The 18,485-nt window shown below is 49.1% G+C and carries 16 protein-coding genes, 1 pseudogene and 2 riboswitches; of the genes and pseudogenes, 9 read left to right on the top strand and 8 right to left on the bottom strand.

Annotated features, from left to right (window positions below):
* Positions 1 to 238: 238 nt before the first annotated feature.
* From HV229_RS12560 to HV229_RS12550, 3 genes and pseudogenes are all read left to right on the top strand, one after another.
* A complete protein-coding gene (locus tag HV229_RS12560; RefSeq protein ID WP_049186886.1) occupies positions 239 to 1,966 on the top strand; it encodes an ATP-binding protein in 1,728 nt (575 codons plus the stop codon).
* A complete protein-coding gene (locus HV229_RS12555; protein WP_008786698.1) occupies positions 1,963 to 3,378 on the top strand; it encodes a UvrD-helicase domain-containing protein in 1,416 nt (471 codons plus the stop codon). The genes HV229_RS12560 and HV229_RS12555 overlap by 4 nt, the downstream gene beginning before the upstream one ends.
* Positions 3,379 to 3,427: 49 nt before the next feature.
* Positions 3,428 to 3,583: pseudogene (locus tag HV229_RS12550) on the top strand (IS3 family transposase); the annotation flags it as partial.
* Between the two features lies 1 nt (position 3,584).
* Here HV229_RS12550 and HV229_RS12545 read toward each other — a convergent pair.
* The 5 genes from HV229_RS12545 to HV229_RS12525 form a co-directional block, all read right to left on the bottom strand.
* Positions 3,585 to 3,992 carry a hypothetical protein gene (locus tag HV229_RS12545; RefSeq protein ID WP_023223703.1) on the bottom strand — a complete coding sequence of 136 codons (408 nt, stop codon included), beginning with the start codon at positions 3,990 to 3,992 and terminating at the stop codon, positions 3,585 to 3,587.
* A gap of 573 nt (positions 3,993 to 4,565) precedes the next feature.
* On the bottom strand, positions 4,566 to 5,345 hold the full coding sequence (locus HV229_RS12540) for an HAD-IIB family hydrolase (RefSeq protein ID WP_023223702.1): 780 nt from the start codon (positions 5,343 to 5,345) through the stop codon (positions 4,566 to 4,568).
* Between the two features lie 337 nt (positions 5,346 to 5,682).
* Positions 5,683 to 6,072, bottom strand: a complete 390-nt coding sequence (locus HV229_RS12535) for a DUF190 domain-containing protein (RefSeq protein ID WP_023223701.1) — start codon at positions 6,070 to 6,072, stop codon at positions 5,683 to 5,685.
* The gene (locus HV229_RS12530) at positions 6,069 to 7,442 is read right to left on the bottom strand and encodes a voltage-gated chloride channel family protein (protein ID WP_049186885.1); all 1,374 of its coding nucleotides are present in this window, start codon (positions 7,440 to 7,442) and stop codon (positions 6,069 to 6,071) included. Before HV229_RS12530 ends, HV229_RS12535 begins: the two co-directional genes overlap by 4 nt.
* 76 nt (positions 7,443 to 7,518) lie before the next feature.
* Positions 7,519 to 7,588: riboswitch (Fluoride riboswitch) on the bottom strand.
* A gap of 212 nt (positions 7,589 to 7,800) precedes the next feature.
* Positions 7,801 to 8,379, bottom strand: coding sequence for a phosphatase PAP2 family protein (locus tag HV229_RS12525; protein ID WP_023223699.1), 579 nt, complete (start codon positions 8,377 to 8,379; stop codon positions 7,801 to 7,803).
* A gap of 215 nt (positions 8,380 to 8,594) precedes the next feature.
* A riboswitch (Fluoride riboswitch) is annotated at positions 8,595 to 8,671 on the top strand.
* A 42-nt stretch (positions 8,672 to 8,713) separates the two neighbouring features.
* Between HV229_RS12525 and HV229_RS12520 the strand changes: the two genes are divergently transcribed.
* Genes HV229_RS12520 through eno form a run of 3 tightly spaced genes read left to right on the top strand, consistent with a single transcriptional unit; the run spans position 8,714 to position 11,410 of the window.
* Positions 8,714 to 9,676: a DHHA2 domain-containing protein gene (locus HV229_RS12520; protein WP_049186882.1), complete on the top strand. Its 963-nt coding sequence runs from the start codon at positions 8,714 to 8,716 to the stop codon at positions 9,674 to 9,676.
* A gap of 3 nt (positions 9,677 to 9,679) precedes the next feature.
* Positions 9,680 to 10,108: a universal stress protein gene (locus HV229_RS12515; protein ID WP_023223697.1), complete on the top strand. Its 429-nt coding sequence runs from the start codon at positions 9,680 to 9,682 to the stop codon at positions 10,106 to 10,108.
* 15 nt (positions 10,109 to 10,123) lie between these two features.
* Positions 10,124 to 11,410, top strand: a complete 1,287-nt coding sequence (eno, locus tag HV229_RS12510) for a phosphopyruvate hydratase (RefSeq protein ID WP_049186879.1) — start codon at positions 10,124 to 10,126, stop codon at positions 11,408 to 11,410.
* A gap of 75 nt (positions 11,411 to 11,485) precedes the next feature.
* On the opposite strand, the gene HV229_RS12505 is transcribed toward eno, so the two are convergent.
* The gene (locus HV229_RS12505) at positions 11,486 to 11,623 is read right to left on the bottom strand and encodes a hypothetical protein (protein ID WP_155404063.1); all 138 of its coding nucleotides are present in this window, start codon (positions 11,621 to 11,623) and stop codon (positions 11,486 to 11,488) included.
* 67 nt (positions 11,624 to 11,690) lie between these two features.
* Between HV229_RS12505 and HV229_RS12500 the strand changes: the two genes are divergently transcribed.
* The 3 genes from HV229_RS12500 to HV229_RS12490 all read left to right on the top strand — a co-directional run bounded on the left by HV229_RS12500 (position 11,691) and on the right by HV229_RS12490 (position 15,233).
* Entirely contained in the window at positions 11,691 to 12,377 is a 687-nt protein-coding gene (locus HV229_RS12500) for a 2,3-diphosphoglycerate-dependent phosphoglycerate mutase (protein ID WP_023223732.1), read from the top strand.
* A 34-nt stretch (positions 12,378 to 12,411) separates the two neighbouring features.
* Positions 12,412 to 12,786, top strand: coding sequence for a fluoride efflux transporter CrcB (crcB, locus tag HV229_RS12495; RefSeq protein WP_020078849.1), 375 nt, complete (start codon positions 12,412 to 12,414; stop codon positions 12,784 to 12,786).
* Positions 12,787 to 12,896: 110 nt separating this feature from the next.
* Positions 12,897 to 15,233 (top strand): HAD-IC family P-type ATPase, encoded by a 2,337-nt coding sequence (locus HV229_RS12490; RefSeq protein ID WP_049186877.1) that lies wholly within the window; start codon positions 12,897 to 12,899, stop codon positions 15,231 to 15,233.
* 64 nt (positions 15,234 to 15,297) lie between these two features.
* Here the strand turns inward: HV229_RS12490 and HV229_RS12485 are convergent, their stop codons facing one another.
* Positions 15,298 to 16,818 (bottom strand): DNA mismatch repair protein MutS, encoded by a 1,521-nt coding sequence (locus tag HV229_RS12485; protein ID WP_049186876.1) that lies wholly within the window; start codon positions 16,816 to 16,818, stop codon positions 15,298 to 15,300.
* Positions 16,815 to 18,437 carry a DNA mismatch repair protein MutS gene (locus tag HV229_RS12480; RefSeq protein ID WP_249417796.1) on the bottom strand — a complete coding sequence of 541 codons (1,623 nt, stop codon included), beginning with the start codon at positions 18,435 to 18,437 and terminating at the stop codon, positions 16,815 to 16,817. The genes HV229_RS12485 and HV229_RS12480 overlap by 4 nt, the downstream gene beginning before the upstream one ends.
* Positions 18,438 to 18,485: the final 48 nt, after the last annotated feature.

The following is an 18,485-nucleotide window of genomic DNA, read 5'->3' as shown; positions in this document are numbered from 1 at the left end:
CACGTGGTCAGTGCCACGTATGGCTATGGTGTGTCTTATTGCTTAAAAATTTTCGTATACGAAAACATGAAGCCGAGAATTATAGTGGGCACTAACCCTCGACTCCCCCGATCTTTCATGATCTTTCTTCAGCCAAATCAGGAGCAGCTTTGCATCACAGCTAAATCAGAAAATGTGTGTAATAATTCCTTCCAATTCAATGCAGATACAACATTTTTGGTTTATGAGGGAACGATAAATGGCTGTTATCCGCCACATCAGCATCCAAAACTTTCGGGCAGTGCGACAAGCAGAATGGTGCCCTGGCCCAAGCCTCAATTGTCTGATAGGCCCAGGGGATTCAGGAAAATCGACCATCATTGACGCGATTGACCTGGTGCTTGGCGCAAGAAGATCGTTTACGTTCAGTGATGCAGATTTTCATTTGATGAACACAGCCACGCCAATCTGCATCAGCATAACGCTTGGGCAGCTCGATGACGGATTGCTGAATCTCGAAGCTTACGGACGCTATTTTCGTGGGTTCAACATTGAAACAAAAGAAATCCATGATGAACCGCAGGCGGGTGATGAGACTGTACTCACGCTGAGAATGGTCGTCGAAGATGATCTTGAACCAGACTGGCTCTTATTTTCTGAACGAACAACTGCGGAAGGCCTGGAGAAAAGACTGCAATGGAAGCACCGTGAGCAATTAAGCCCGACGCGCCTTGGGGCTGCATCCCACCACCACCTGGCATGGGGAAATCGCTCAGTATTAAACAAACTTTCAGATGAGGATTTCAATGTCAGCGCAACGCTGGCCGAGCTTTCCCGTCAAACCCGGCAAAGCTTTGCTGCCCGGGAACTTCCGCAGCTTGATGCCATTCTGACCGAAGTCAGAACTATCGCGAATTCACTTGGGGTACCGGTCGGTGAACTGAAAGCGCTTCTGGATGTTAATGGCGTTTCACTCTCTAACAGCGCAATCAGTCTGCATAACAATGATAATACGCCGCTGAGGATGCTTGGCACGGGATCGACCCGTTTACTGGTAAGCGGGTTACAGAAAGCTGTCGGGCGTCCAGGGACCATACTTATTGATGAAGCGGAATATGGGCTGGAGCCCTACAGAATAAGCCAGCTGTTGCATCAACTGGGCTCCCGCGATCCTGAGCCCACTTCGCAGGTATTCATCACCACTCATTCCCCATATGTTCTCCGGGAACTCCAAGCAACCAAACTATGTGTGCTGCGAAAAGTAAATCAACCGGCCCCAGAGCCTTCACACCTTTTCCTGACACTTAGCGGAGAAGATCAGGAACAGGCAACCTTACGGGCCTGCGCTGAAGCCTTCTTTAGCAAAGCCGTGATTGTGGGTGAAGGTGGGACTGAGGTTGGTTTTATCAGAGGACTGGATTTATACAGGCAAAGCAGAGGAAGAACGGGTTTTCAGGATCAAGGTGCCTTTGCTACCGATGGCGCCGGTGGGGAAAAATATTTCAAACGCGCCGAGGTTTTTGCACGACTGGGGTATCGTACTGCATTACTAAAAGACTCAGATATTATCTCGCAAGCACACAGACTAAAGACAGAACATTGCCGGGCCAGTGGCGTGACCATTTTTGAATGGGGTAATGGTTTTTCAACAGAGGGAGCCCTGCTAGCCTGGTGCCCTGTTGAGACTATCCGTGACATTGTTCTCCTCGCTGCGGCTCTGAACAGCCAACAACAGGTGGATCAGCATATTCAGAACTGCTCCCAGGGAGCTTATAACTTTGAAGCATGCACTGAGGAACCAACGATAGAAATGAGAGAGCCCGTGGCGCGTGCGGCAGGTGAATATGGTTGGTTTAAAACGATAGGCAAGGCTGAAGACCTGGCGGAAAATATTGTGGGCCCGGCTATCAATGATTTTTCACGGCCGTTCAAGGCGATAATCAGAGATTTGCTGGGGTGGGCTGCAGATGACGGTGATCAACAATGAGTGTGGATGCCGTTTTAAATGCCACTAAAGGCCTGATTGTAGCGCCTGCCGGATGCGGCAAAACCCACCTGATTACTGACGCTCTGAGTGTTGCACAAAGTAAGCCGTATCTCGTGCTGACGCATACAACTGCAGGTGTAACGGCACTCAAAAAGCGATTGAGTCGTTTTGCAATTCCTCCGCGAAACTATATTGTGACAACAATCGATGGATGGGCGCTGAAGATAGCAGGCTGTTTCCCGGGATTGTGCCCGCTTGACGTTGGTCCTGAAAATCCAACCCTTTTCTACCCTTCTCTTCGCCGTGCCGTACTGAACCTGATTGTTAACGGTAATATTAGCGAAATCATCACAGCTACTTACTCGCGTTTGCTGGTCGATGAATACCAGGACTGCAATAGTGAACAGCATGAACTGACTTGTGCGCTTTCACGTTTGCTACCAACGGTCGTCTTTGGTGACCCGATGCAATGTATCTTCAGCTTCAGCGGCCCTATGCCTGACTGGACCCGAACCGTTGAGACTTTTTTCCCTACTCTGGCAACCTTGCAGACGCCCTGGCGCTGGAACAATGCCCAAACCCCAGATTTGGGCCAATGGATCCTTGAGCAAAGACATCGTTTACTTCGCCGGGAGCGCATTGACTTAAAGTCTTGTCCTGAATATGTCCGTTTTCATCCTCTTTCACGAAATCACAATGACAATATCCAGCGCCAGCAGCGCGAATATTACTCGCTGCTGCGACATTTCCCCAACGACTCGATTTTGGTTATGGGTGATTCACGAAGAGCTTCATCCCGGCATCAATTTGCACAACGTATTAATGGTATTGATGTTGTTGAACCCGTTGATCTGACTGATGTGATGAGAATGGCCACTTCCCTTGACGAGGCTAATACCGCTAACGTGATGCCAAATATATTACAGGCAGCAGCTGAGCTGATGACAAATGTGGGCGTTAGCGCAACCCTACGCAGAATTGGTTCTATTCAAGCCGGTCGAAACATAACGCCCCCTTCTTCACTTGAAATTGCATTAGTAGAGCTTGCACTGGCACCCACCCGACAAAACATGCGAACAACGCTTCTCTTGCTTGAAGAGAAGTATGAAACTCGCGTATTCAGGGCCGGAGCGCTGCAAGTGCTAAAAGATGCAATAAATCTGTCCATCAGTTCACCCGAAAAAAGCATTCATGAATCAGCATCTGTCATTCGTGAACAACGCAGATACCAGGGAGAAGGACGTGTATCGCATCGCTCAATAGGCTCAACACTTCTTCTGAAAGGACTGGAATGCGATCACGCATTAATACTGGATGCAGGAAATATGGGAGCAAGTGATTTGTATGTTGCACTCTCCAGGGGGGCTAAATCTGTTACGGTCTTCTCAGTCCGTGATGAATTCACACCCTGATAGTCCACCAATCAGCGTTTTACGCATGAATCTCTACAAATCGCCTAGCAAGAAAAAGATCTACGGAACGCGGGAAGAATCCCGCAGCGATATTTTTGATTACATCGAAATGTTTTATAACAGTAAGCGTCGGCATGGCTCGAGTGATCAGATGTCACCGGCAGAATATGAAAACCAGTATTATCAACGGCTCGGAAGTGTCTAAATTATCCGTGGCGATTCATAAGGCTGTCTTCCTGGGCCAGGAAGTGTAAAGCGATAGCTCGGTACACATGTTTTTGCTCAGGATTCTCAGACCCAACTAAATGATCAAACACATGGTGGAATTCCTCAATCAGGCGGCCTTCATCTTTGGCCTGAACCATCTCCTGATAATTTGATTCATACTTGTCTTCTACAATCGCCAGGGGCTGCACTAACTCGATTAGGTTCACACACTGAACATAAAGATTATCCGGCACCCGGAAATGTGCTTTCGCTGCATGGTGATTGATAAATGCAGACAGGCGGTCAGCCATAGCCTTACGGCGATCAATAACCTGGTTCCAGGACAAACCTTCATCGACGACAAGGGCAAGTGCCGGTATATCATTGAGCTTTTCGACGCCCAGCATGGCAGTCAACAAATCCGTTTCACCCGACTGTTGCCCTTGGACATGGTACGCATCATGGTAACCTTGCCGAAATGTGTTGATATCGGCTACAGAGTCAAATTTTTTGAGACTTGATTTAATGCGGCCGATGGCCGTGCGAGCAAGTTAACGGTCGAATTTCTGCGACGCGAATGACGATGGTGAGTTCATGGTTTTTCCTCAAGTAGACAAAGTCCTGACACATAAAAAGTGCCATGTATTGGACCCGGAGTCGTCTGACCCCCTTGAGGTTGGGTAGTAGCCTAACCCTTTTACCGCATCGCGCTTGCCCTGTGATGTCAATACACCTTACCCCAATGACGCAATAACGCTTTTTACAACCTTTTATTAGTTTGGAAAAGGTCCATGAACTGAAGCAGAGTAAGCTGTCAGAATATATTTAAAAGAGGCGCATTTCCTGTTAGTTCATGAAGTTCTCTTAAAGTGATTTCAACTTTCTGTTAAAAAAATCTTTTATAGCAGAGAAGCACACGCATTAAAAAACCCGGCCACTGTCACTGTGACTGGATAAGCCGACGGGACCTGCGTTTCTCATTATCTGGCGGCAATTACCGCATCTGCAATTTCCACAAAACTAGCACCTCCCGGGCCACGGGTGATCCACTGTGGAGGTTTCGGGATTTGATCAAGGAAATCTGATACCGTGCTTACTCCCACCGTATGTTCAAAGAATGAAAACATCGGCGCATCATTCGTCGAGTCGCCGCTATACAATACGGCAGAACGCTCGGCATCAATGTCGAGATCGTAATAATCCCTGAGCACTCGTCGGGCCATAGATAACTTGTCATACTCTCCAGACCAACCAAGAATCCAGAGATTGTTTACGGTGGTTGTCGCACCTGCTTGCGTCAATGCGTTAAGTATTAATGAACACTGATAGGCTTCTGGCGGTTTAGCAAAGGCAATGGACGTCATCCTGAAAGGTTGATCGTCGGCAAAATGAGCGGCAGGAATTTCCCTTTTTATCTGCTCTCCAATTTGCATCAGGCGCTCAGCGACGTCAGGATATTTTTCTGTGCCGTGCCAGAAGAAACGTTCAATACCATGGCCGTCATTACGCCTTCTGAAAAACACCCCCCCATTTTCACCAATGACACCATCAACTGGCCACATCCTTGCCATCTGGTCGCACCAGCCGGCTGGCGCGGCTGTGACCGGTATCACTTTGACTCCCGCGTTCTGCAACCGTTCCAACGCCATATAGGTTTCAGCCGCAAGACGCCCCTTGTAAGTGAGCGTTTCATCCATGTCTGTGAGAACAAAACGCACATGTTTAAATGTTGACGAATCTGCGGAACAGATCTCTTTCATAAGCACGCTCGAAGACTTGTAGAGATAATAATGGTTTATAATTAAACGACTTATGGAATTATTAAAGTCAAAATCGTACTAAGTTATAATTTTTATTGCGTTATTTACACCTCAGAGTCGCGTTTGGGCGGTGAAGGTGTGCTGGGTTCGGTTCAGATGCAGCATGTTCATACCCACACAACTTAACATCTCCCAACGGCTATCGTCGGGTCATGGCGTTCTGAATGAAATCGGAGAAATCTTGCGATGACTAGTCGAAAAATTAAACTGTTATTTTATTACAACATGATATCCGGGGTTCTCTCCCCGGATATTTTATCAGAATACTTTCCTGTATTCAGGCAAACTCAGGTGCATGAAGGGAAATATGGTGAGCATGAGGCTCTTCACATTTTAATAGTACGGCATAGACCTTTTTTAACTCTTCCATATTTTCATGAAGAAAAGCTCTCAGATTTTCTTCCGAGTCCAGTAGCTCGAGACACTGGGGATGTGTCATATTGGTTAACTCAGGATGATGGTGAGATAATCGTTTTCCGGGAAGATAACCGGAGGTGACATGATGTAATGTCGCTGCTTTAATGTCTGATTTCTTCGCCACGGAAAGAAGATGCTGCGCCAGTTGGGGAGCAAGTAATTTGTGCCAGAAACGTCTGGCACTGGCTTTAGATGCGACTGGAAAATATAATCTTAAAGCGGCTAAAGTCTGGACTGCATCTGCACTCATTTAGAACTCTCCATTGTGACTTCTTTGTCTTTTTTCGGTTGGATTTTTATTTCATTTTCTTCACGTGATAACGCGAAAGGTTTCTTCCTGCGAACAGCAGAAATTTCAGAAATGCGTAGCTCAGACGGAACAAGTGTACGGTATCGGCGGCTTTTGGCATGACCGACTCGCTGGGCATGATAAATCCCGGTATGTCCTGAAAAAAGATATGCCGTAAAGCAGCCGACGGCAGAAAATACCGCCATTTCGGTACCGAACAGTTCCATCGCCATAAAGGTTGTCGCAAGCGGGGTATTTGCCGCACCGGCAAACACAGCTACAAAACCGATCCCGGCCATAAAAGCAAATGGCATGTGCAGAAGAGGAGCGAGAGCATTCCCCAGAGTGGCACCTATGTAAAACAGAGGTGTGACCTCACCACCTTTAAATCCTGTCGCCAGGGAAACGATGGTAAAGCTCATTTTTCCCATAAAATCCATCGGATATAGCGGTTCTTTAAAGGCTCGGACAATTTCCGGAATACCGAGACCAATATAACGATCAGTACCGACAAACCAGACGGCAGCAGCAATCAGTATCCCTCCGAAAAAAGGACGCAAAGGAGCATACTTAATATAACGTTTAACGATCCCACTGACCTTTCCGGTCGCGACAGAGAATACCATTCCTGCCAGCCCGAATACGGCACCCGCTATCACAACGGACAGGAAACTCCATATTGTAAATGCCGGGATGAAATCGATGCGGTAATGTGTGTGATGTACCCCCCATGCCAGACAGACCTGATCGGCAAGCACTGCGGCAACCAGACAGGGGAACAGCGCATCATAACGAATTCGCCCTATTGCCAGTACTTCCATCCCAAAGATAGCACCGGCCATCGGGGTGCCGAATACTGACGAAAACCCCGCGCTCATCCCAGCCATCAGCAGGATCCGACGAGTGTCTTTCTTCACTTTAAATATATGCGTCAGCTGATCGGCCAGGGCTCCCCCCATCTGAACCGCCGTTCCTTCGCGCCCGACCGAAGCGCCAAACAGATGCGATATGAGAGTACCGCCCAGAACCAGTGGCACCATCCTTATCGGAACCACCTTTCTCGGATCGTGTATCTCATCGATAATCAGGTTATTGCCAGCGTTGACGGGCTCGCCATACCAGTTGTAAACCAGTCCGACCAGGAGACCTGCCAGTGGGAGCAACCATATCATCCAGGAATGGGATTCCCGCCATGCCGTGGCATTATCGAGTGAGAGAAGAAATAACGCGGATGCAGTACCTGCCAGTAATGCGATAAGACTCGCAGTAACTAGCCATGTCCCTATATAGGAAAATAATTCAATTTGATCGTGGTGTTTTAGTCGTTTCATTGGTCCTGGCTCGTGAGTTTCAGGGCTGACCAATGGGGGCGTGCAGAAAATAGCCTACAGTACCGACAAAGGTCAGTGTTCTGTAGGCGTCATTAACTGTCAGTAAAACAGTGGTTATAAGGAGGAACGCCATCTCCGCCGGGCACTATACCTGTTCTGCCCAACTTTGACCATGATTTTTCCAGCTTCGCCTGCGGAATCGGCCTCCTATCATCCTCAAAACCATAACAGATCACCGGATAATGGAGTGTTCCGCAGATTGTCTGCCAGTGAAATATTATTCAGGATAGACAGATCAGGATACAGGAAATGAAGATGACAGTTTTTAAATATTGCCACTGCCATCTCCCACCCATCATTAAATTTTGAATAACTTTAAGCTGATTGTTTTAAAAAAAGAGAATACATATTCACCTTTATATTTCCATAACCGGCAGAAAAGAGCATTAGACACCATCCCCGTGATGACACCTCCTATCATATCGAGAGGAAAATGTACGCCAAGATAAATACGTGACCAGGCGACCAGAATACTAATGCCCAACACCACCAGGCCGGTACGTACTGCCTTTGCGCTGATCAGCGCAAGCGCAAAACACACAAAAATGGTCATATGATCACTCGGGAATGAGTAATCTGCAGTATGCGAAAACCAGACATAGCCCAGCGGAACCATAAATGGTCTTGGATGCGGCCAGAGGGTTCCAATAATCAGGCTCAACACGACACCAATGACCATTGTTAACGTTGAGCGAAGCGCCAGTATCTTTCCTTTTTCTTTACCGGCAAACCATAAAAAAATAATAATAAATGGTATGGCATAAATAAGGGTATTCGCAAAAAAATTCGCAATAACCAGAGCTGAATCAGGCGTTCCAGGCTTAGCGTTCATAGCAAGGAAAATTTTTCTGTTAAGAGTTTCAATTTCATTCAGCATAAATGTTAATTACCCAGAAAAAAGAAACATAATACTGCCTGATCCTTAATGTTAACTTAAGAAAAATCCATGATGGCTGGCAGATCCCCCCAGATTCTCACCGTTCATTCTCGCAGAAGCCCTGGAGGGATAGGATGACACCGCGCGTAAGGAATAACCTACACAACAGAGAACAATAATTGATATTGATTTATTGCAACGGCCCATATAAGATTGATCTACAAGGTGATGGTGCTCCACCTTTCCCAACCGCCGGTTTCTTTAAAAACCGGATGATGACGCCTGATATACAGTTGAATTAGTCCTTTTATAGGCATGTATGTCAGGTATCGCTATGAAAAATCAAACCACATTACCGCTTACCTCAGAATCTATCTCTTTTCAAAGAGATAATCCAATTTATGTCTTCGGTCATCGAAATCCTGACAGCGATGCTATCTGCAGCGCGCTGGTTGTGGCTGACTGGCTTAATTATACTGGTCGTCCCGCAACGCCCTGGCGCCTGGGGGATATCACCCCGGAAACCCGTTACATCCTCAATGTCGCGGGTGTTTCACAACCTGATTTACTCACCGCCGACCTGACTGATAAAACCGTATGGCTGGTTGATTTTACGGATGCGGAGCAGGGACCATCCTCGTTGATGGACAGCAACGTCATCGGCATCATTGACCATCATCGTATTGGCACCCTCATTACCCGCAATCCACCGGATGTCTGGGTGCGGGCGGTAGGATGCTGCGGAACTGTAATTCTCTCAATTCTGATGCATGACATTCCGATGCCGATTACGGCATCTCAGGCAGTGTTGCTGATGGGGGCGATCCTCAGTGATACCGTTGCGCTGACCGGCCCCACCACCACCACTCATGATCAGGAAGCCATGGCAGTTTTGCGTGAAATCGCCGGTATCGATTATGACCAGTTTGTGACAGGGCTACTGCGTGCCAAAACAGATATAACCGGGCAATCCACATCGGTATTACTCAATCGTGACGCCAAAAATTACCGGATCCATGATGTGCCCCTGTTGTTGTCACAAATTGAGGTACGCGACATGGCTGATATTACTCCCCTGTTGCCCGCTCTGCTGCAGGAAATGGATAAAACCTGTAAAGACAGTTCGCTGGACATGGTTATTTTGATGGTGACAGACATCACCAACCGGAACTCCGTTTTACTTTTTTCAGATAGCAGCCTGACAGGCTCTCTCCAGGTGTCGCTGCCCGGTATGACAAGCCGGAAGAAAGAAATCCTGCCCTGGCTGACCGACCGCTTCGCTTCTTATAAGAGGTGATTTATGCAAATTTACCGGCATGCCTTGTTACTTGTACAAAATGAAACCGATGGTCTGCTGTTGCTTGAGCAGGCAGAACGTCTGGCAAAAGAGATGGGCACCCGTATTACTGTCGGCCATCTCAGCGCTGACTACCGGGAACTGGACTATACCAGTGATTCATTAACCAAAGATCGTCAGTCCCGCGAAGTTATTGATGCAAAGGCAATGCTGAGCCGTCTGGTGGAGTCCAGCAGTATTGATATTAAAGTCCGGTCCATTGTCAGCATTCATCGTTTCCGGGACGTCGAAGCCGTTGTTCAACACGAAGATATCGATCTGGTCATGCTGGGGCATAAAAACCGCCTGTTCGGGGTTTATTCTTCCTTTTCTTTCGAATTCATCAATCACCTTTCTGTTGATGTTTTGATTAAACACATTCCAACCCCATAAAAGAAGGTCAAACTTATGAGCTTTGAAATTGAAAGTATTATTGCAAGAGAAATTCTGGATTCCCGTGGTAACCCGACCGTAGAGGTTGAAGTGACTTCTAAGGATGGCAGTATGGCTCGTGCCTCCGTTCCTTCCGGCGCCAGCACCGGCTCCCGCGAAGCCATTGAACATCGCGATGGCGACAAAACCCGTTTTGGCGGTAAAGGCGTACAGGATGCGGTCCGCAGCATCAATACCGAAATTAACGATGCCCTGCAGGGCTACGATGTACGCAGTCAGAAGGAAATCGACAACTGCCTGATTACCCTTGATGGCACAGAAAACAAAGGTCGCCTGGGCGCCAATGCGATCCTTGGCGTGTCCCTGGCAGTATCCCGCCTGGCAGCACAACTCTCCTCTACCCCGCTCTACCGCTATCTGGGGGGCGTCGGCGCGAATCTGCTGCCGGTTCCCTGTATGAATATCATTAACGGCGGGGTTCATGCCCGCTGGCAGGGCGCTGATTTTCAGGAGTTTATGATTGCACCATGGGGAGCTTCTTCCGTACGTGAAGCTATTCGCTGGGGTAGCGAAGTCTACCAGGCCCTGCGTCAGGTCCTGCTGGAAAAAGGTTTATCCACCGGCGTGGGTGATGAAGGTGGTTTTGCGCCGGCCGTTTCCTCAAACCGCCAGCCGCTGGAACTGATCGTGGAGGCCATCAATAAGGCGGGATACCGCCCGGGTGAGGATATTGTTATTTGTATGGATCCGGCATCCAGTGAGTTTTATGCAGATGGCAAATATACCCTGCGTACTGAAAATGCTCAGCTCAGTGCTGAAGAAATGACGCGTTATTATGAACAGCTGGTGAATGACTTCCCGATTGTGCTGATTGAAGATGGCCTGGCGGAGGACGACTGGGCCGGTTGGCAAATTCTGCATGCTGCCCTGGGCGGTAAAGTCGAACTGGTCGGTGATGATATTTTTGTGACCAACGTGAAATATATCCAGCGAGGCATCGATGAAAACCTGGCCAATGCCGCATTGATTAAACTGAACCAGATAGGCACCCTGAGTGAAACGATTGAAGCCATCCAGTTGTGTCAGGATAACAACTGGGGAACCTTTATTTCACACCGGAGCGGGGAAACCGTGGACAGCTTCATTGCGGATATGACCGTAGGCCTACGAGCCGGTCATCTGAAAACCGGCGCCCCCAGCCGCGGGGAGCGCATTGAGAAATATAATCAACTGATGCGTATTGAAGATGAATTAGGTGATGCCGCCATCTTTGCCGGCAAAACCGCCTTCAAAAAACGCTGATTCCTTCACCCTTCCCGTATGCTTAGCTACGGGAAGGGGTAAGGTGGTCCTGTGAACGGAAAAATACTCATACTGTCAACAGCAACAGGGATCCTGGCAACCTGTCTGGTATTCCTGATTGCTGATGTCTTTTTTAACGTACTGCCAGATGATACCAGCGCTGTTGTAATCGCGCTGTTCATCGGTAGCTGCGCCCATCTTCTGATGCGTCACCTCCTTGACCGGAGACCAGGTAAATTCAGGTAATCAGTCTCTGTGGGTGACAGACAGGTGGTTGCTTATGGGAAAAATTATTTTACTCCGTCATGGAGAAAGTGAGTGGAATCAGCAAAATCGTTTTACCGGATGGGAAGATGTTCCGCTGACGCAGAAAGGAGTGGAAGAAGCCCGGCACGCAGCAAACCTGATAAAACGCTCCGGGATCATCATTGATAGTGCCTGCACATCCGTTCTTAATCGGGCAATTCATTCACTCTGGCTGATAATGGAAACGTTGAATCAATTGTGGTTACCGGTGGCCAAATCATGGCGGTTAAATGAACGCCATTATGGTGTGCTTCAGGGAATGGATAAGGATAAAGCCGCTCAACAGATTGGCCAGAAAATCGTTTATCACTGGCGGAGGAGCTATCGTGGTATCCCGCCTCCGTTACTGGATGCGCCTGCTTTACTTCATCGTGAGGCACGTTATCGCCATGTGTCCCTGACGGATCTACCGGCGGGTGAAAGTCTGGAAATGACGCAGCGAAGGCTGCTGCCTTACTGGCACCACGTCATTGTCCCGCGAGTTGTCAGTGGTGAAACCATGCTGCTGGTCAGTCATGCTAATGCATTGCGTGCGCTGACCATGTTTATTGAGCAGATTGACGAAAACAAAATTCCCGATCTGCATGTCCTGACGGGTGTCCCCGTACTATATGAAATGAATGAAAATCGGGCCATCACCGCACGTTATTCCCTTGAATGACGGTCTGATTGTGCCCTGATTTCTGCGAGGTGATATGTACAAATCATTATTCGCGGTAGTGACAGGCGGCTCGATCGGCTGTGTGATCCGCTGGATACTGTCCATGCGTCTCAATGCACTTTTCCCCAATCTTCCACCTGGCACCCTGGTGGTTAATCTGGTTGGCGGATTTATCATCGGTATGGCACTGGCCTTCTTTGTCCGGCAGCCTCACCTCGATCCCGCCTGGAAGTTTTTTATTACCACCGGCTTATGTGGCGGTATGACCACCTTTTCCACCTTTTCTGCTGAGGTAGTGGTGTTACTGCAGAATGGCAATTATGCATGGGCTGTCATTTCCGTACTAACGCACGTAACTGGCTCGCTTCTGATGACTGCCGCCGGTTTTTTTGTGATGACACTGTTGTAAATGCATATGCGCCATACGCTTAACCGGCGCTATGTCTCCGTCAGACTTTCATTTTATCGGCATAGCAACACGCCTGACCCGTCGGGTCAGGTTTTTCCGGAGAAGGATGTATGGAGATGCCCCCTGAGAATAACGTGAAGGGACTTTCCGAAGCCGAGGTGCGGGCCAGGCTGGCGCAATATGGCTACAACGAAGTGCGTGAACAGCCTCCGGGCCAGTTGCGTGCGATCCTCAAACGTCTGTGGGGCCCCATACCCTGGATGCTCGAAATTGCGCTGGTACTCGAAGTGGCTCTGGGGAAGACGATCGAACCCGCCATCATTGCAGGGTGGCTCGCTTTCAGTGCGATCCTTGGCGGCATTCAGGAACGGCGGGCACAGTCAGCACTTGACCTGCTGCGTACCCGGCTGAAAGTCAATGCCAGTGTATGTCGTGATGGCACCTGGCGACTGATACCGGCACGGGAGCTTGTCCCCGGTGATAGTATCGCCTTAACAGCGGGGGACCTGGTCCCTGCCGATTGTATGATTGATGAGGGAACTGTGGATGTTGACCAGGCGGCCCTGACCGGGGAGTCAACCCCGGAGTCACGCAACGAGGGGGATACTCTCTATTCAGGATCGACGATTGCGCGCGGAAAGGTGACAGGAACCGTCACCGCCACAGGTACCCGAAGCTACTTTGGACGTACGGCAGAGCTGGTACGAACGGCCAGCTCTGCCAGCCATCTTGAACAGCTTCTGTTCGCTGTTGTGCGCTATCTTGTGACCATTGATGCCATGCTTGCGGTCATTCTGGCCATTGTTGCACTCTGGCGCGGTGAAGATTTGTTGCCCCTTGTCCCCTTCTTCCTTGTTCTCATTATTGCGACCGTCCCGGTGACAATGCCAGCAGCCTTTACGGTCGCCAATGCCGTGGAAGCCCGGCGGCTGGCGAATCAGGGGGTACTTGTCACCGGCCTGTCGGCGGTACAGGAAGCGGCAACCATGGATGTGCTCTGTATCGACAAAACCGGTACATTGACCAGAAACCAGCAGTCAGTTGCCGGCATAACGGCGCTTCCGGGAGAGAATGAGGACGAGATACTGGCCTGGGCTGCCGCGGCCTGCGACGAAACGATGCAGGGGCAACTTGAGATGGCGATTCTGGGTGCGTTACGACGCCGGGGGGGAATGTCGCCCATCCGTGAGCAGTTCATCCCGTTCGATCCTGCTACGAAATGTTCCGAAGCCCGTGTGTGTTCAGATAATGACGGATCGTCCGTTCACGTCATTTTGGGTTCACCGATGGTCGTTGCATCACTCGCCGAATCTCCTCCTGAGTTCACCACGATCCAGCAGGCCATGGCGGCGTCTGGCGCCAGGATCCTGGCAGTCGCAACCGGCACCGACGGCCATCTCCGTATCCGCGGGTTGCTGGCACTAGCCGATGTACTACGCGATGACGCCGCAACCCTCGTCAGGGATATCCGGGCACTGGGTATCAGGATAATCATGGTCACCGGCGATACAGTTGATACCGCCAGAGTTATCAGCCGCCAGGCAGGGCTCGGTGACCGCTTCGGCGATGCAGTCAGGGATCTGCAGACACCTCTCCACTTTGATGGTTTTGCTAACTTCTATCCGGAAGAAAAATTCCGTCTGGTGCAGTCCTTGCAACAGATGGGCTGTATAGTCGGCATGACGGGTGATGGTGTGAATGATGCGCCGGCACTGAAACAAGCCGGAGTGGGCATTGCTGTACAGACAGCGTCTGACGTGGCAAAAGCAGCTGCTCAGGTGGTGTTGACCCACCCCGGGTTAGACGGTGTTGCCGCTGTTGTATCAGGGGGCCGCCGTGTGTTTCGCCGTATGCTGACCTGGACAATAACGAAAATAGCCCGTACCGTTGAGCTGGCGGCCCTGCTGACCATCGGCTATATCGCGACAGGATTCTTCGTCACACCGCTGGTTCTGATTGCCGTGATTGTGGTTCTCAATGATGTGGTGACCATCACGCTGGCGACAGACCGGTCATGGATTTCTTCATCACCGGAAAGATGGAACGTTGGTGAAATTGCCTGGCTGGGAGGTGTCCTGGCCGCAGGCTGGCTGATTCTGGCATTCATGATCCTGTGGTTCGTTCTTACCCGATTGCAGCTTCCCGTCCCGCAAATCCAGGCCCTGATGTTCGCCTATCTGATGTATACGGCCCAGATGACGATTTATCTTTCACGAACGCCAGGCCGCTGCTGGTCACTCCGGCCAGGCCGGTTTGTTGTGTTGGCCACGGTGGGCAATATCATCATTGCCACCGTACTGGCTGCCGGTGGTTTTCTTATGACGCCGGTGTCACTGACACTGCTGGTCATCATGTTTGCTCTGGTTTTACTGGCCACCCTTCTGCTCGATCAGATCAAAATATGGCTCTTCGCCAGAAGACCTGTTGAGGGCTCACCGAAAAGCTGAACACAGATTATAACCGTTTGCCATAGCCCGAGCGGTTATTGTCTGTCGGGCTATGAGGGGGCATTCAGCAACGTTCAGCGGGTTGTGCCGGAGGCGTGAAGACCTCCCGGTAGAGGTCTTCACCATAACTGGTATCCAGTGGCGCCCCTTCCGTCATGCGGAACGTTCTTTCGCCATCTGCACGCCTCTCCGCGCACAGATAAACCGTATCCTGGTGATACTCCTGATAAAATGCACAGGCAAATTCCGACGTGTGTGTAACGAAAAACAGCTTCACATGACGTTCTGCCAGCGCGGTCACTATCCCCCTGATAATGCCTGCCCCTTCCCGGCTGTTGGTGGCGGAAAACGATTCATTAAACAGCACCAGATCATCCGGCTTCAGATCGCTGACGATATCCCGCATGCGTCTGAGCTCTTCATCCAGCTTTCCGCTGACCATATGGCTGTCTTCTTCACATTTATAATGGGTGAAAATCTGCGGGCAGATATCGGTACTGAAACATTCTGCTGACACAAACATTCCCGTCTGCATCATGAGCTGGGCCAGACCGATGCTACGCAAGAATGTCGATTTTCCTCCCTGGTTAGCCCCGGTAATAATAAAGGTGTTTTTATTATCCGTTTTCAGGCTATTGCTGATGATGGTATCCGGAGAAGTCAGCACCAGACAGGTATCAAATAATGAATCAAAGACCAGATAACGTTCCCTTTTGTAGATCGGAACCGGAAAACACTGTGGCACATTCCGGTGATTCAGCATCTCAGCAAGATTCAGGCAGGCGATATAGAACCCCAGCTCAGCACGCAACGCACGAAAGAAATTGAGCAGATGTGCTGTAGACTGGGCCATTGCGCTGGCAACCAGCACCAGTCCCTCATCCTGCAGGTTACTGAGTGCCCGGAACCCATTTTCATCCCGTGGAGCAATCTGTACGGTATAATGTTCCGGTTTGGGGGAAAACAGACGCCGGAACCAGTTTCTGCTCTCCGCGGCAGGCTGGCGAAGCACGTAACCCTCCCCCCGGTTTCCCGCCCCCAGTCTGGCACTCAGCAATACCCCTTTTTTAAATGTCATCTGCCTGAGGTGTTCCTCGATCACCTCAAGGTATTCATCATTCAGCTCCTGCATAATCATGACAAACAGGCGTTCCATACCGGATGAGGCGACATGAAGTAGGTTTTTCTCCGCTATCCCCCTGACCTTACGTAAATTGTCCAGCAGAAAACGGGTGAACGAAATGGACTGATGAAGAATGGCGGAAGGGTATCGCCCGAAAATACCGTAATGGAGTTTTTCCTTTTCCATTAACAGGCAATCCACCACAATTTTATAAAACTCCCTGAAAATTTCAGGATTGTAGAGACAATCGCGCAGTATAGCCTGCCGGTATTCAATATCCTGAACCTCTGTCAATGGCTGTGAACATGCTTTTCTTACCACCGAATACAGAAAATCATCCCCACCGGAAAGCGCCTGAAAGAGGACATCCAGCTCAAGGTCTTTAGCCAGAAGGGTAAAGTGGGCAGGAAATGATTCATCCACGATAAAATCATCACGTTTATACATCAGGTATGCTTTCATCCGTTTAACCCCGCTTTTATTTTTTCGTAGGTCAGCCCATATTTCTGTACCAGGGTGACCGACCATGCCACGCCATCAGCAGGTTTCCTGATAATTATATAGGTCCGGGAGGCCTCATTATCCTCTTCCACCGTACTCATCATGCTGACGACTGACGTATCCAGTGCCGTCAGTTCATCGATAAATGTTACACAGACACAAAGGGCATCCAGTTCAATCACCTTTTCAATGACCCGGGTACCCAGAAAAATCGCATCGTGTGAGGTTGTGGAGGTGAATATCTCATTCATAATGATGAGACTGCGGGTAGTAGCTTTATCCAGTATGGCTTTAATCCTCACCAGATCGTCATACAGTTTTCCACGTAAATTATGAATATTTTCACTTTTTTCAAAGTGGGTAAAAATATTATCAACCAGATACAGCGTTGCCTGTTGCGCGGGAACGTATAACCCCAGCAAGGCAAAATAGTGTAACTGTCCGATCATTCTGGCAAACGTGGTTTTCCCGCCCTGGTTAGGACCGGAAATCACTAAAATACGTTCTCTCCCGTGGAGATAAAAATCATTACAGACAACCGGTACCTGTTTATTAAGCAGACTGTCAGCAAGCGCCAGATCAAAAGCTGACGTGACCGTAATATCTTTTCTTTCACTATTAATCTCTGGAATACAAAATGTTAATCCTGCAGCCTGAAACTGGCGGATATAATGGATACTGGCAAGATAAAACTGAACCTCTCTTTCAAAGACCTTCAACGTATGTTCCTGATAATCAGAGTGAGCCACAATGAAGGCATCAAGCTCTGCGAAAAAAGCGGGAAAAAGTTTCGCCACACAGTCCAGAATTCTGGCTTCAAGATTATTCATGATGCCATCATGGCTCCTGAAATCGACATCAACCTGGACATCATGCTGTTTAAATCTGGAGAAAACGCGCAGGACTTCATGACTGTAATTTATCTCATCCGCATAATGTTCCACGCTGATGGTGTCGCCTTTGATCCTCAGACTGTAGCGGATATCGTCGAGTTGCCTTCTGATGGTCTGAGCAACGGTAGATAAATCAGTAAAACCGTCACTGTTCATATATTCAGACAGATAATTTCTGAAATTCGTCATCCCGCAGGACGTAAATGGCAGGTTTTCCATCTGTTCATGTAACGCGGTCACGGCGCGACAGTACAGCAAAATACACTCCAGATCCCATCGCCGTTGCTGGTAGTGGTAGTAGCGATTTTCCTTCCGCACACCAATTTCCCTTATTTTCTGCATTGCAGCTGAAAATTCTACCAGGGCATTGTAGATATTGTCCTTAGCCATATCCTGAATAACCCCCTGTCGGTAGTAGATATCCTCAGGATATTCCAGAGGAGTATAAAAAAAATGAGAAATATCATACTCTTCCCGTCCTTTGACAACCGCCGTCACAACCTTATCAAGATTCAAATCAACAAAGTGCTCAGGCTGCCGGGTGTTTATTTTATGTTTTCGGTTTTCATCAAGCGTCGCGAACAATATGCTGATAAATTTCATAATCCCTCCGGAATGACTTTCCTGAGAATTCAGTTTAAAAACAGAGCCTCGCGTATATACCCCGGGGCGTCCTGCTATACTCATTTCATGCAATGAATGGAGGTCATCATGGATTATGTCTTAATCGTATTC

The sequence above is a fragment of the Citrobacter sp. RHBSTW-00524 genome (genome assembly GCF_013747755.1).
GTDB classification, from domain to species: Bacteria; Pseudomonadota; Gammaproteobacteria; order Enterobacterales; family Enterobacteriaceae; genus Citrobacter; species Citrobacter braakii.
This window is presented reverse-complemented; position numbering and strand designations above follow the sequence as displayed.

Coding starts and splice junctions, on each gene's coding strand:
- HV229_RS12560 (WP_049186886.1), top strand. CDS start 239: ATGGCTGTTATCCGCCACATCAGCATCCAAAACTTTCGGGCAGTGCGA.
- HV229_RS12555 (WP_008786698.1), top strand. CDS start 1,963: ATGAGTGTGGATGCCGTTTTAAATGCCACTAAAGGCCTGATTGTAGCG.
- HV229_RS12545 (WP_023223703.1), bottom strand. CDS start 3,992: ATGCTGGGCGTCGAAAAGCTCAATGATATACCGGCACTTGCCCTTGTC.
- HV229_RS12540 (WP_023223702.1), bottom strand. CDS start 5,345: ATGAAAGAGATCTGTTCCGCAGATTCGTCAACATTTAAACATGTGCGT.
- HV229_RS12535 (WP_023223701.1), bottom strand. CDS start 6,072: ATGAGTGCAGATGCAGTCCAGACTTTAGCCGCTTTAAGATTATATTTT.
- HV229_RS12530 (WP_049186885.1), bottom strand. CDS start 7,442: ATGAAACGACTAAAACACCACGATCAAATTGAATTATTTTCCTATATA.
- HV229_RS12525 (WP_023223699.1), bottom strand. CDS start 8,379: ATGCTGAATGAAATTGAAACTCTTAACAGAAAAATTTTCCTTGCTATG.
- HV229_RS12520 (WP_049186882.1), top strand. CDS start 8,714: ATGAAAAATCAAACCACATTACCGCTTACCTCAGAATCTATCTCTTTT.
- HV229_RS12515 (WP_023223697.1), top strand. CDS start 9,680: ATGCAAATTTACCGGCATGCCTTGTTACTTGTACAAAATGAAACCGAT.
- eno (WP_049186879.1), top strand. CDS start 10,124: ATGAGCTTTGAAATTGAAAGTATTATTGCAAGAGAAATTCTGGATTCC.
- HV229_RS12500 (WP_023223732.1), top strand. CDS start 11,691: ATGGGAAAAATTATTTTACTCCGTCATGGAGAAAGTGAGTGGAATCAG.
- crcB (WP_020078849.1), top strand. CDS start 12,412: ATGTACAAATCATTATTCGCGGTAGTGACAGGCGGCTCGATCGGCTGT.
- HV229_RS12490 (WP_049186877.1), top strand. CDS start 12,897: ATGGAGATGCCCCCTGAGAATAACGTGAAGGGACTTTCCGAAGCCGAG.
- HV229_RS12485 (WP_049186876.1), bottom strand. CDS start 16,818: ATGAAAGCATACCTGATGTATAAACGTGATGATTTTATCGTGGATGAA.
- HV229_RS12480 (WP_249417796.1), bottom strand. CDS start 18,437: ATGAGTATAGCAGGACGCCCCGGGGTATATACGCGAGGCTCTGTTTTT.